Genomic DNA, 14,127 nt, shown 5'->3' with positions numbered 1-14,127 from the left:
GCCTGTAAAACAGCTCATGCAAAGATGCATAACTGCATGGTCAGTTATGCAAAAATGCATAACTCTATGTTATCCCGCTCACACATCAATGCCGACAGCACCCAACTATTTTAGTTAATGATAGACAGTAGAAACCTCTGCGTAGCTAAATAGAGTGCATAAAGCTGAACACCTAACGTGATGTATAGCCAAACGACATGTAAATAGGTAGTTAAAGCGAGAATCTCAGCACAGTTATGCTCTATAAGCGCATGCTAAAATTGGCTTATGAAAATATTAGTTAACTTATTTTGCACTCTCAGCCTTTTGACTCTTCCTCTCATTGCACAGGCCGCAGCCCCCCATGAAAAGCAAAGTATTGTCTTTGGAGTTCACTCAAAAACAGCTCCGCTAGAGTGGCGTAATAATGGGGTCGAACAGGGCTTCAACCTAGAATTGATGGATAGAATTGGTCAACTAATAGGCAAGCGCATCGTCGTTAGACGCAAGACATTTCAGCAATTACTTGCCGATGTACACAATCCTGAATCATTGATTGATGTGATTGCCGTGGTGAGCCCGGTGACGATCGATCGTGATCTCAGCCAATCAGATCCCATTTATGCCACCCATGCAAAAGCCTACACCCTGCAAGGAAAGTCGTTTATTAACGGCTGGAACGACTTAAAAGGGAAACGTGTTGCCATTAAAAAAGGCGCTTGTGTCGATGTGTACATATCAGGAAAACTGCAAAATTTTAAAAGAGTCGATGTCGATCTTTATGAAACGGGTTTTCAGCTATTAATAAAAGGCAAAGTCGATGTGGTGATTGCCGAAAATTTTGTCGCAAGACGATTAATGCCTTTATACCCCTCGATTCGTAGTTCAAGCGATCCACTGATTTATGGCGCGTTTAATTTTATAAGCAACCATAAGAATGCCCTGTTAATGGATAAAATTAATGATGCATTAAGGCAGCTAAAACTGTCAGGGGAATACGACCGCCTCGTCAATAAGTGGTTTGGTACCGGCCGCGAGAAAGTGGATCTTAACTCTGCCCAACAAAAAATACTGTCGTTGGCGATTTTCATCAGCCTTATCTCTGCCATAGGCATGTTGCTGACGGGTTACATTAGTCTGAACTTACGCAGACGCACCACAGCGCTAAACCTTGAATTAGCACAGCGAAAAAAAGCAGAAACTGCCATATCTAATCTCTCTAAACAGTTCCAATCGGTGTTAGATGGCATTCCTCATGGGGTCACTCTATTCAATCGAGAGGGCGAGTGCTTATGGAGCAACGACAATAACCAGCTGCTGAGCAACCCTCTGTTTCACTATGAAGATGGCCAACCTTTTGCGCTTTACCCCACCTTGATTGAAGCACTCGATACGGATAAATCGACCATTGCCGATATGATGATTGAAAATCAATATTGGCAGCTACAGCTGCATCCTATCGGTGATAATCAAGCAGTTATCTTACTTGAAGAAACTACAGAACAGCAGCGACTGCGCCAAGCCAATAACGAAGCCAGTAGGCTGGCCTCACTCGGTGAGCTATCCGCGGGTATCGCGCATGAAATTAATAATCCCACCGGTATCATCGTCCACTCCATTGCGTTTATTAATGATGCTCTCGCCGACCTTTCAAGCGCCGCTGATAGCTATCAAAAACAGAATCCATTTTGGAATATTGCCGGTCTAGAACCTACATCCGCCATGGCAGAGCTCAGTTTGAGCAGTCAATCTATCCTTGAAGGCGCTGGGCGAATTAGCCGCATTGTGAGTGACCTAAAACGTTACGCTTTGCCAACGCTCACCGATGCATATCAAGCTATCGCACTTAATGAGGTGGTACAGGTCTCTTTACGCTTAACCGCTAACCAAATAAAACTTTTGAATGTCGCCACTGAACTGCACAATCCAAGCCCAATCATTAAAGGTGATGCACAGCAACTCAACCAAGTGCTGATTAACTTGATTCAAAATGCCAGCCATGCCATTGAACTTGATGCCGAGACTTATGAGCATGACCAACATATCTTGATAAAGACCAGCGTAGAGGAGCAGTTTGCTTGCCTGACGGTGATCGATAAAGGCCAAGGAATGGACAGAGCCACACTGCAACGGATCACCGAGCCATTTTTCACAACCAGACGCTCAAGTGGTGGCAGTGGTCTAGGTTTATCCGTTTGTAGCCGTATTATTAAAGAGCATAAAGCCGATATGCAGATTGAATCACGTATTGGCCAAGGTACGGTCATTACCCTTCGTTTTCCATTGGAGTCTCAAACGTGAAACTTGCCAGAAATATCCTACTTGTCGACGATGAAGCATCTTGGTTGCGCACCTTATCAATTACGCTCAATCGGTTAGTGCCCGAAGCAAAAATTGATACTTGTGTTGATAGCAGACAAGTGATGAACCGTCTTGAGGTGAGTGACTACGCTTTGGTGTTACTGGATCTGACGATGCCATTTCACTCCGGTGAAGAGCTGTTAGATATGATCCGCAATGCGTTCCCTAATACGCGGGTCATCATTGTCACTGGCGTTAATGAAGTCGATACTGCAGTCCGCTGCATTAAACATGGCGCGTACGATTATTTTATTAAAACCGACAATGTCGATGATCTGGCCAGAACCGTTCGTCGTGCCTTAGAGGTTGTTGGGCTGGAACGCAATTATTTAAGAATAAAAGAGAGCTTTCTAAGTAAAACCCTAAGTCAGCCCGAAGCGTTCAATAATATTCTGACTTGCGAACCCGCCTTGATCGATCAGTTTCGTTACTTTGAAGCCGTTGCACCAAGCCCAGAGCCAATCCTGATCCAAGGAGAAAGCGGTACTGGTAAAGATGAATTCGCCAAATCAGGCCATCTACTCTGCTGCCCTGACGCGCCATTTGTTAATGTTAACCTTGTTGGAATAAGCACCTCTGCGTTTGAACTGCAACTATTTGGGCAGATCAAAACCCTCGACAATGGCCAAGTCAGCGCGCAAGCGGGTGTATTACATCAAGTGCAATCTGGCTTACTGTATTTGAATGAGATTGGTGACTTACCCATAGAAGCACAAGCAAAGCTGGTCGATGTGATTGAGCATAAACAATACTATCCAATTGGCAGTGATAAAGCCTATCCAGTACTGTGTAAAATCATCACCTCGACACAGCATGATCTGCTCGCGCTAAGCAAATCCGGTAAGTTTCGAAACGATCTCCTATACCGGTTACGATCTCACACCATAAAGCTGCCACCATTAAGGCAACGTCGACTCGACCTGTTCATGTTGATTAATCACTTCATCACCCTAGCAGCGGATGAGATGAACTTGTCTAGACCACAACAACCCAGCAGCCTTGCCGCACAATTAGCCGAGTATGAGTTTCCTGGCAACTTACACGAACTTAAGGGAATGGTGTTTGATGCGGTCAGTAGAAGCGATGGTATTCAACTCAATATTACCCCCTTTATGGAGGCCATAAATCTCAATAAAGTCGCTCCCGATGATAAATGCCAGTTGGTTTTTCCAAAAGAGCTGCCAACATTAGCGCAGATGGGCGACGCACTGATTAACGAAGCTATGAGCCGCACAGCCAATAGCCAAACTGCAGCGGCAAGAATGCTCGGCATAAGCCAAAGCGCGTTAAGTCGACGACTTAAGCAAGAGAAATAGACTTCACTATTATTGAGCATTTACAGTTAATGCTCTCTACTTAGGTAGAGAGCTCTCCACCTTGTCAGCATAGTAAAACCCGCCTCTATTCAGGTCCAATATAGATCCGTATAGATCCGAACATTCTGCTATAACTTAAACTTATCAATGTGACTTCGATGATTAAACCAATCCTAATCATCTTGAGAAGCCGCATTACCCGTCATAAAGTCATTTCCGGTTACTTTGAATATTCTCGACTTCTACGAGGCTTTCGGCACATTAACCCTAGCGCTTCATCCTACAAAGAAAATCAACAATGCAGCAACAAGTATCTTCTAAGTGACACGACAAGCCGACTTTCATTTGAATTAGTCATAATTTAAAGAGCTATCAATAAGATATTCACTTTATTTCGTCAAAAAAACGACCAGTGACATTATTGTGACGCACACAGCTAGATAACATCTATAACAACTGATACAGTGCGCCGTGCTGTATTCAGCTGAAAATTCTTACTTTCCCTTGCAATATATATTTACCTAATAGGACATGATTTTGAAAACGTTTATGCTTTTATTTAGCTTGTTTGTCGCGTTTCCCGCAAATGCAGCATTCTTTGGCGATTTCGTTTTAGAAAGTGACATCCAATCACAGGTCCAATCACACCATCTTCAAACGGTACAAAATGGTAATATATTATTATTTCAATGTGATACGAATAATACTGAGATACAAACAATCTTAGATACTCAGAGTTTTTATGCCTACCATGACGATCCAAGTATTCTAATACTCGAACTCAATGGTTTAAGACGACAGTTGAGTGGTGAAGGCTCAGATTCTATGTTTAAATCCTGTTTTGACTGTGATAATGAACAGTTGCCTACCATACTTGATGAAATCAATAGCTCTGTTGATGGCGTACTTAACCTCGAAGCTATATCACTAAGTTCTGGTATCAGCAGTAATGCGAGTTTTAACATTCATCAACTTGACAAAGCGATGCTCGAATTACGAAAAAACTGCCAACAACTTTCAATGCAAAGTTTAAACAACTTTTAATCACGACTTGCTACACCTTCAACCTAGATGAAACACAAATAGCATAATTCACTAACATTTTTTATAAAACCAGCGGTTTCTATCGCTTAACTATTCAAATTTATTTCTGCTGTGATAGTATGCGGCGGCTTAGAACACGCTCATAGGATGAGCACTTTAAAAATCAAGGACGAATAGTGAAGCCTCTCCATATATTAGTTTATATCTTAATCGCTATACCAAGCTTTATGACGCAAGCTGAACCCTATAGCAATTTAATGATTAGCTCATCTGCGTCAAATTCATCTCTGCTGGTTTCACAAGAAAGTAACACTCTTCTTCTTAGCTGCACTGCTATCGATACCACGATTAAAACAATTCTCACCACGAGCACTCCTTATGCCTACTACGCAGATGACAGTTTATTGATTGTTAATTTAAATGGTATTCACTGCCAAATGCGTGGACAAGGTTCAGCCTCTACGTTTGTATCTACCGAAGGCTGTGAACCAGAGAAAAGTAAAATGCTGCGTGAAGAGTTCCAGTCAAATAACCCTCTACATCTAGGGTTAGAAGCTGTTTCAATGAGCTCAGGAAGGAGTTCGTTGGCAACATTTTATATTGATGCAGAAGCCGCGGAACTAAAAGCCTTTTTCAATCAGTGTCAAAATATCACCCAAAAAAATGCCAGCTAATTGCTGACATTTAAATGTAATAACCTTTAGCGTTAAACCGTCGCTAATTTAGCTTCAGCACGCTTTTCAGTCTCATCAACAATGGTCAGCACTGCCGTATCACCAACCACGTTACATGAGGTCAGTACCATATCAATTAAACGGTCTAGCGCTGCAACAATAGCAAATGCTTCGACCGGTAAACCCATCTGATGGATAAGCACACCAATCATCACCATTCCGCCTCCAGGAACGCCACCAGCGCCAACAGAGAGCAAGAAAATACTAAACAGTAGTGCAGGAAGCTGATCCATGCCGATTGGAGCACCAAACGCGTTTGCGACAAAGAAAATAGCAATAGTGATGTAAATTGATACCCCACCCATATTCATGGTGGCACCGAGCGGAACGCCAAATCCAGCAACTGCCCGATTAACACCAAGCTTTTCCGTCAGGGTGCGCATCGTCACTGGGATTGTTGCATTTGAACTTGCCGTCGATAGTGAAAACAGGATCTGTTCACGGGTCTTACTGCGGAACTCTTTTGCCGATACAGGCGTAAACATGCTTACCGCAAATGGGTATACCACAAAAATCCAGAAGAGTAGCAAACTTAAAATAACCACCAGGTATTCAAGCACGCTACCAAATATGGCAGCTTCGAGAGTTGCGCCAAGTTTAAGCATTAATGCAAACACACCTATGGGTGCAAGCTGCATCACCACACTAATCAACTTCATCATGATGTTGTTAGCAACCTGAAAGCCACTGACTGCGCTTTTAGCGGTTTCGCCAAGCGACTTAATCACACCACCCAGCAGCAGAGCCATAAAAATAACTTGCAGCATATTGCCTGACGTAAAGGCCGCTACTGGATTGCTCGGTACAATGCCGACGATAAGTTGAACTAAGTTTGGCAACTCAGTCGCGACAATATCGACGCCACCATTGCTAGACATATCAACCCCTTTACCCGGAGACAATAACAAGGCTACCGCCAAAGCCGCAAAAATGGCCACTAACGTGTTGATGATATAGAAGCCAAAGGTTTTTCCGCCCAGGCGACCAAAACTGTTGAGATCTTTAAGCTCGCAAACGCCACATACAATGGAAACAAAAACCAGCGGTACAACTAACATCATGATCATGTTGACAAACATGGTGCCAGCGCCAGAGGCGATATCGACAACAGTGCCACTAAAGAAGCTGATATCTGCGAGAGAATATTGAATAATCGATCCGAGGATCAGACCGGTAAACAGACCCATAAAGATCCGTGTTGAAAGTGATTTAGTCATTAACTTGCCTTATATTCGACATGTCTTATCGCATGTCTTCTATTGCCTTCAATCATGACGACTTAGTACTAGTCGCCTATTTGTGGTTAGGATAGTGAAACATGCTGGCAATAAATTCAATCAAAAACACCGAATTACTTTATAAAACAAACTTATAACAAAATAGAGCATTCACACTAAGATACTGTATAGAATCAAAAAAACACCAACTAAAACCACAAACAACCCAGATTAACGCCTACAAAAGTAACATTTACACAACGTCCACTTTTTTACCTTTCAAAAAAAAGCAGTGTAAACAACCCAAAAGAACGCAAGCTACAGAATTAAAAACCAGCAACACTAGCGGCGACAAATTAAATATCTACTACATGGTGTTAAGCAGTTTTATATAAAGTGAGCAACGGTCAGCTTTCTACTCTAACAGCGACTTGGCGCACACTTTAGCGCCGGTGACATCGCCAGTAAAAGTGGTAGCTCAATACTCTGGTGATGCCAAACGATAAAGCCCCATAACGCTAATCAATAATGATAACGTCTTCAAGGAGCCTTCAAGGAGAGGATATTTATCGCAAGAACATCTCAACAAATGACTGTAAATAGACAGCCTTCGTCTACAAAGCAAATAGCTGCAACGGCAAATGATGGCTTAGCATGTGTTCTTGCTTTAGTGTTATACGTTGATCATTCACTAGCGAGAACGCTAACAGACATTGAGCGGGTAGGAGCTTTTGACCATGCAAATAAAGACGTGCTTCGTTTTGGTTATGCCACTCTTGCTCAATTCCTTCTAGCTTTACTGCAATCGCAAGCGCCGCCTCACAATCCGTTGGTGACAACCAGTAATGCGCTTGGCTGGTGTAAGCGATCTCAATACCCTTTGGATCTAAATCGCTAAAACAGACCAGTTTATAGCTGGCGTTATGTTGCCAACGCCTAAAAAATTGATAGGCAGTTCCGGTTTGCTGGCTGGGCTTTACGTCACCACGGTATACCCACAATGCATCTTTTAAAGCCTCTGGTAGGATGAGCTGCGCCAAGTTAGCCATTAATGTCAGGTTCTCCACCAGCACGATGTATGGGTGTTCAATACTGTCGATTTCGTCAGCTTTTATTGACAGTCCCAATGAAGAAAATGGCGATTTAGCGATCAGTTGTTTGTTGATTTTCAAACCATTGATGCTGTTAATGAGAATAAAGTCACGGCTAACAGGGTAGCTATTTAACTTCTCATTTCTATCGGTCTTTGAATTGTCATGTCGACTTTGTGGTTCTGGATAGGGGTCAAACTCAAGATGCGCGTCCAACTGCTGTTTAACTTTATTAATGAGCCGTATTTTATCAGCAATGGCGTAAGTAAAATAGCCAGCTGAAAACACACCAAAATCATAGTCCGACTTTAGGCGTTTTAAATACTCTTTACTTGGAATCTTGTCACCTGCAGAATATTTACGCAGCAGTTTTTGGGTATCGTTAAACAAGCCTTTTTGCATACATAACCTATATTCAAAGCGCGATTTTCAAACGTTGTTTATTTAGCACTGCTGTCATTCATCTGCAAGGCCGCCGTAACCCCATCCATGGGGCTTTGCCTTACATCCATGCTGATGAAGACCTACTTTATTCAGATGGATAAAATTCAAACTCTTACAAATTGAACAACCGCAATAGAGAGCACTGCGATTAATTTAAGCCGATCACCACATCGTGGTAGCTGAAGTTATCGGATGTCCCCGCAAGTTGGACCCCTTTCATATTGATGCTAAACGCGGCTTGTTGTTCATTGGTTAGCTTGCAATAGCAGCTAAACACCAATTCAATCCAGGCTTTTGGCTTGATGCTATGAGCATTTTCTTGCCAATCATTCTGTGACTGTCGCCAAAATACTAAGGCGGAGATGGGGGCATTAGTCGTAATGACTTGCTCAAACAGCAATTCAGCTTGCAGATCAAAAAAGTCACTTTGATAGCTCACTCGCTCTATCGGCTTAAGCTCAATCTCTGCAGTCTCTCGCTCCTTCACATCCTGAGCGATAGATTGCTTTCGCAAAGCTTGAACTAACTGAATAAGCGGTGCTTCTAACGCGGTATTACGCGTATCAACATAAGATTTAAGCGCCATCGCTGGGGCTAATTTTAAGCCTTCAGGCAATGCAGGCTGCTCATACAGATTATCGCTTAGATCAAACTCAGGGTGCTGACGTAAAAAACGCGCCATGCTGCGCAGTTGATTGGCTTTTTTCTCATCACGACGCAGGCGAAACAGGCTCAGACGCATGTTGTCGATAATGAAACGTAACCTAGGCAACACTTGGTTAAACCAATAGACAAAACCGGTAATTTTACGGGCAAACTCATTTGGACACGGCCAGTTTATCCACTCATAACAAGCTTCAGGATCAATTTGTTGCAGCTCGGTCAGTAGATTTTGGGCATGGTTCAAGTAGCGTTCGTTTTGTCTTATCTTGTTCGCTAAGCTACTGACAAAACCAAATTGGCTCACAATGCCATAATGCATATTGTCGAGGTTATTGTTTAATCCATCTTTGGTTTCATATAACAGATCATCAAGTTGTTCTAAAAACAGATCCGCATCTTCAGAATGATTAGCCTGTACCGACAGTTGATAATCTTTCACCGTTTCGTCCAGCGCTTCAATCACCTTACCCATATCGGTTAACTGACGATAACTGCTTTGCTTGCGCATCAAACGGTTAAGCATACGTTTAAAGTCTGTGGTGACCCTAAACTCACCGGCCTCATCATCAGGGCGCAGTAAACCCGCCTTGTGTAAGGTCGAAATAGTTTTGCCATCTTGGCTGTCTGCCGCTATCGAGCCGTAGACATAGGCGTTAGCCAATAGCTCATCGTTAGCGCCTATTTTTCTCAGCAGCGCTGCGACCTGTCCTGCATCAAAGCCTGCCATTAAAACAATAACTCATCTTGTTGTTCGCTCTGCTCATCCGGCAACTCGACTTGCTCTGAATCATTTAAAAACTCAATTAAGCAGTAAATAAGATCAAACCGCGCCGTGGCGAAATAACGACTACTACCCGGGTTTTTACGGACAAAATAGTGCATATCTTCGAGCTTATTAAATAAGGTCGCAAGCTGCTCTCTGGTTTCTTCTTTATTGGTTTTAAACGGCTTAATCGAGGTCAACCGTCTTAGTTGATCACGTAAAGTTTGATCTTGCTCGAACGGTTCGAATAGTGCGTTAATATTAACCACTGATTTACCATGCAAAGGCAGATCAGCTTGGGTCGCGGTCAGCAGTAAATCTAAGAATTCGACTAATGGCCTAAACACGCTACGCATTTCGTTAAACAACGCTGACAACTCGGCAGAATTACTTTGGTCCACCTGCATAAATGTGCAGTAATAGGCATCCGCACCATCAAGATAGGTTAAGTTACGATCGAGATTCGACAAAAAATCACTGACTCGCTCAAACTCACTGTCCACTTTAAGGTAGGTAAATTCTTCAGCAAAGGCGGTTTCGCAAATCACTTCTCCAGTGAGCAGCTTTTGAATCGTCTGTTTAAACATTATAACTCCTGCTTAGCGGTAGCCGTTTGTTGCTGACTGGTTCGATTCGCCAGAAGTTCATCGAGGCGCGATTGCGGGATTTCAGCATGATAAATTTTATTATCTTTCAACTTATAGTGTCTATCGTATAGAGATAAAATATGACGGTCAGTGGATGGCGAAGCCGATAAAATATGAATGTCGTTATCGCTAAACATTTTCAATAGCAGATCAATATTTTCAGCCGCTAATTCACCCAACTCATCCACCGGTAAAATTATCTGACTGCTAAATTGGCTTTCGCCACGCAACATCCCAAGTAGGCCAGCAAACAACGATAGCATCGCCAAATACGATAGGCCCGTCGAACTCACTTTTTTGAGTTGGCGTGCATTACGGGCATGTTTAACGTGCCCTTTTTCAGTAATCGTAAATTCAATATCAAACAGATTGCAGTGGTTTAATACAAAACCTTCACTGGGCAGGTAAGTCGCTAATTTTTGCATCGCATAAACAAGATCGTCGGGGATCTCACCCACACCATCGCTTAATTGATCGCGGCATAGATCATAGGCTTTTGAAAACTCTTTTAACGATCCCCAGTATTCCAACTCTTCTTGCTTCATCACGGTGGTGACGCTGATCTCTGCTAACGCATCAAAATGGGCAAGCCCAGTCACCTTTGTCGACAGTTGCTTACCTATCGTTTTAATTTGTCTGGCAAAGTTCTCAACATGTTGATAAAACTCATTGATCATGGTGGCGTTAACCGACACCAACTGGTAAGTGTTTTTTTGCTTTTGCTGAGCACTGCTTAACAGCTCGACTATTGGCTCTCGGTATTTAAACAAACTCTTTGCGGCACTAAAGTTATCGTGCTCAGCCACCAGTTTTTGCCAGTTATCGTACAGATCGCTGCTGGCATGTTTCTTTTTAAAACCGTCGTTAAACTTATTAAGCTGCTCGCCTAAGCGTTTTTCAATCACTTTAAATTGATTGAGCCAATCGGCGCAAAAACTTACACTGAGATCTGCTTGGTTATGTGGTTGACCTGCAGACTCCTGCGCTTCAATGCCCTGCTTTTCACAGTGACGTTGGCTCTCCGCTAATTGATTGAGCAACTCCTCGGCATAGGTTTTTTTATCATTCAGTTTTTTAATATCGCTGCGTAGCGCAGTGATATCACTATTGAGTCGCACGTTAGCATCTTCAAGCTGAGTTTCAATACTCCGCTGTTGCACTAATCGATTCTGATTTTGCTCAACTAAACCATCACGATGACAATAGCGGTCAGTCATAAAGTGCTGATAGTGATGTGCCTTTTGCTCAAACACAGCACATTGCTTCAACGCTTGCTCTATCGCCTTGCGCTCAGTGGTGCGCTTATCGACCTCTCCGTCAGGATCAAGTTTGGCCAGATCGGTGTTTTGCTGCTTTTTCAGATCTTTTAAACGTTGCTTATAGTTCGCGTCACTCTCTACGCTCTCCTCCACTAACAATGCCAGCTGACTATCACGGTCGCCTTCTACCACCATACGCTTTTCAAGCAGTTGATTATGCAGTTCATGGCGCTGTTCTTCAGCATCTTCAGTATACTGTTGTTGCTGTTTGACTAAGCGCTTCTGTTCAGACTCTAACGTTTTGAGTTGCTGATTAACGGCATCGGTATAAGCCTTAATCGCCACTGCTCTTTTAACCTCAAAATTCTCTTTTTGCACGTTTAGCTGCTGCAAATTGAGTTCATTTTTGGTCAAATCCTGCGTCGCCGTTGCGCAATCAGCTTCCGCAGCTGAGATCTCTTTGGTTAATAAGCCAATATGCTCATCGAGCTGTTCTATTCGAGCAGCTTGCTCGGTTATTTTATCCCCCAGTGCTTCATACTTTTCGCGTAACTGGATCTCATCGAGAAACAGTGAGTCATTGCTCTGTAAAGGTGCTAAATCGAGAGAAAGCCCATAAAAACTGTCGCCGCCGACCCATGTAGGAGCTAGGTCACAACGCGTTAACTGTTCGCTTGTCAGTAAGCGACCAATATTATCTTTCCAGTTTTTTGCTTGTGCTTCGTTATCAAGGAAATACTGTAACGAGCCATCAGCAGGAATAAGCTGTGCACGTACCTGCTCATATTCCGCCGAGAGCCCCTCTAACTGGCGTTTTTCTTGAGCATATTTCTCTAACTGATTATCGCGGCGCTTGATTAGACCGTTATATTGCTGCAGCGCTTGAGAATGCGCTTTATACAAACTGTTCTGTTTATCTTTAGCATCACTTAGCGCTTGCGTGTTTTGCTCGATATCTTGCTGCAACTCTGGCGCGAGCTGTACTTGATTGAGCTGCACCTGAGATAATTTTTGCTGCTCTAGTTTAAGATCACTTTCTAGCTGCTGTTTCTTCAGCTGCAGGGCGACATTACGCCCATTCAGTTGCTGCTCAAGTTCGCGATTTTGTAACCGATCAACATCAATGATTTTAGTGAGTTTTTGAGTGGCAACCTCACGAATACTGGTCACTTTGGTTTGATTGTTGGTTTGATCTTGCAAGTGTTGAAATTTTAATGTTTGGATCAGATCGGCAAATTTTTGCTGCAACTTATTAATATTGCCTTCAAAGGCATTAATAATCGCATTGATCTCATTAAGCTGATCTTGGATATGCGGTGCTCTGTCAGCTTGCAGCTGATAATTTGCCGCATCATCATCGTCATACTTCATCTTGTCAGTATCGAGTAGATCAATCCGGCTTTGATCACCCTCAATATCTGCCTTTAAGTTAGACACCTGCTTACTCAATGCTTGCTTGGTCGTTTCTAGCTCATGTAACAGAGTTGAAAGCTGTTGTTGTGCCTGCTTTTTCTTTTCAGCGCTGGTCTCTTGCTGTTCATTAAGGCTTACTTGATGGGCTAGTATTTCAAAATGCAGGTGCTGAAGCTTGTTCAATAGACTATCTAGGCTATTAAATTCACCCTGCCACAGGCCAATTTTATCTGCTACTTTTTGTACCGCACGGCTTGCTTGAATATCAGCCAACCAACTGCTGATGTCCTCTTTATTGAGGCTTATTTGCTCTTTCTCTTCCGCTGTACCTCGGGCAAGATAGTCACTCGCGATAGCTACCAGCATACGTTTCACAGCTTCAAAATCGAGGTTCTTTTCGATGGTGCCGTTAATCACTTTATCGATATGCGGACTAGACTGTTCACAAAAGCTGTAGCGATTTTGCAGTTGGCGTACATCTTTTAATTTTCGGCCACTGCGGAGATTTTGGATCACTTGACGGTACTTTTCAACGGCTAAATAGCTGGTTGAGTCACAGCCTATCTGCCGATAAAAGCCTTCAATTTCTTTAATTGATCGACGTTGATGATTATCGCCAATAAAGTGTTCACTGTTATAAGCCGCATCAATAAATTTATACTGCGCGCCGCGGCCATCGCTACACACTAGTACCATGCACGTTTGTCCATGGGGGCGTTGATACTCATAAATCAACATACTTGAAGCACGTGGCAGATAATAATCGACAAAATTACGCGCCTGATCAACCTTGCTGACAATGTCACTCGGGCGCATGCCATAAAATAATGGCAATAAGCGCATTAATGAGGTTTTACCTGCACCATTGGTTCCCTCTAACTGCGTGTGGCCGCTTAAATCAAGCTCATTAACTTGCCCCTTCCAAAAACTGTCAATGATGATAATACGCAGTAAAGAGTAGCCTTGTTGAACCATGAACATTCCTCATATGAGCGATTTTAACGCCACTACGACGTAAAAAAGGGTAAGCCGGATAATTTATAAGGATTGAGCTATATTGTCGATAGCCAAGTCCTACTTCAACTGGTATTTGGCTAACTTTATTCCGTTATGTGGCTGCATAAAGGACTTATTCAGCTATTTAGCGAACGGTGTAGAATTAATGACACTTAACTCGTTATGCCTCGAAGCCAAAA

Annotated in this window: 9 protein-coding genes; 4 read left to right on the top strand and 5 right to left on the bottom strand. The window is 42.9% G+C overall.

Annotated features, from left to right (window positions below; genetic code table 11):
* The first annotated feature begins 267 nt into the window (after positions 1-267).
* The 4 genes from L2729_RS05860 to L2729_RS05845 all read left to right on the top strand — a co-directional run bounded on the left by L2729_RS05860 (position 268) and on the right by L2729_RS05845 (position 5,374).
* Entirely contained in the window at positions 268-2,280 is a 2,013-nt protein-coding gene (locus tag L2729_RS05860) for an ATP-binding protein (RefSeq protein ID WP_248987416.1), read from the top strand.
* Positions 2,277-3,656 carry a sigma-54-dependent transcriptional regulator gene (locus L2729_RS05855; protein ID WP_248987415.1) on the top strand — a complete coding sequence of 460 codons (1,380 nt, stop codon included), beginning with the start codon at positions 2,277-2,279 and terminating at the stop codon, positions 3,654-3,656. Before L2729_RS05860 ends, L2729_RS05855 begins: the two co-directional genes overlap by 4 nt.
* A 537-nt stretch (positions 3,657-4,193) precedes the next feature.
* Entirely contained in the window at positions 4,194-4,700 is a 507-nt protein-coding gene (locus L2729_RS05850; RefSeq protein WP_248987414.1) for a hypothetical protein, read from the top strand.
* A gap of 176 nt (positions 4,701-4,876) precedes the next feature.
* Complete coding sequence (locus L2729_RS05845) at positions 4,877-5,374, top strand: hypothetical protein (protein WP_248987413.1); 498 nt, start codon at positions 4,877-4,879, stop codon at positions 5,372-5,374.
* Positions 5,375-5,406: 32 nt separating this feature from the next.
* On the opposite strand, the gene L2729_RS05840 is transcribed toward L2729_RS05845, so the two are convergent.
* From L2729_RS05840 to L2729_RS05820, 5 genes are all read right to left on the bottom strand, one after another.
* A complete protein-coding gene (locus L2729_RS05840; protein WP_248987412.1) occupies positions 5,407-6,651 on the bottom strand; it encodes a dicarboxylate/amino acid:cation symporter in 1,245 nt (414 codons plus the stop codon).
* Positions 6,652-7,265: 614 nt separating this feature from the next.
* Positions 7,266-8,144, bottom strand: a complete 879-nt coding sequence (locus tag L2729_RS05835; protein WP_248987411.1) for a DUF7281 domain-containing protein — start codon at positions 8,142-8,144, stop codon at positions 7,266-7,268.
* Positions 8,145-8,334: 190 nt separating this feature from the next.
* Positions 8,335-9,576, bottom strand: a complete 1,242-nt coding sequence (locus L2729_RS05830) for a hypothetical protein (RefSeq protein WP_248987410.1) — start codon at positions 9,574-9,576, stop codon at positions 8,335-8,337.
* The gene (locus L2729_RS05825; RefSeq protein ID WP_248987409.1) at positions 9,576-10,199 is read right to left on the bottom strand and encodes a hypothetical protein; all 624 of its coding nucleotides are present in this window, start codon (positions 10,197-10,199) and stop codon (positions 9,576-9,578) included. The genes L2729_RS05830 and L2729_RS05825 overlap by 1 nt, the downstream gene beginning before the upstream one ends.
* Positions 10,199-13,906, bottom strand: a complete 3,708-nt coding sequence (locus L2729_RS05820; RefSeq protein WP_248987408.1) for an ATP-binding protein — start codon at positions 13,904-13,906, stop codon at positions 10,199-10,201. The genes L2729_RS05825 and L2729_RS05820 overlap by 1 nt, the downstream gene beginning before the upstream one ends.
* Between the last annotated feature and the right edge of the window lie 221 nt (positions 13,907-14,127).

Origin of the sequence: Shewanella gelidimarina (assembly GCF_023283945.1) — a bacterium.
Classification (GTDB): domain Bacteria; phylum Pseudomonadota; class Gammaproteobacteria; order Enterobacterales; family Shewanellaceae; genus Shewanella; species Shewanella gelidimarina.
This window is presented reverse-complemented; position numbering and strand designations above follow the sequence as displayed.

Bases quoted from the DNA above. Each gene is read 5' to 3' on its own strand.
- L2729_RS05820 (WP_248987408.1), bottom strand. From the start codon at position 13,906: ATGGTTCAACAAGGCTACTCTTTACTGCGTATTATCATCATTGACAGT.
- L2729_RS05840 (WP_248987412.1), bottom strand. From the start codon at position 6,651: ATGACTAAATCACTTTCAACACGGATCTTTATGGGTCTGTTTACCGGT.
- L2729_RS05860 (WP_248987416.1), top strand. From the start codon at position 268: ATGAAAATATTAGTTAACTTATTTTGCACTCTCAGCCTTTTGACTCTT.
- L2729_RS05830 (WP_248987410.1), bottom strand. From the start codon at position 9,576: ATGGCAGGCTTTGATGCAGGACAGGTCGCAGCGCTGCTGAGAAAAATA.
- L2729_RS05825 (WP_248987409.1), bottom strand. From the start codon at position 10,199: ATGTTTAAACAGACGATTCAAAAGCTGCTCACTGGAGAAGTGATTTGC.
- L2729_RS05835 (WP_248987411.1), bottom strand. From the start codon at position 8,144: ATGCAAAAAGGCTTGTTTAACGATACCCAAAAACTGCTGCGTAAATAT.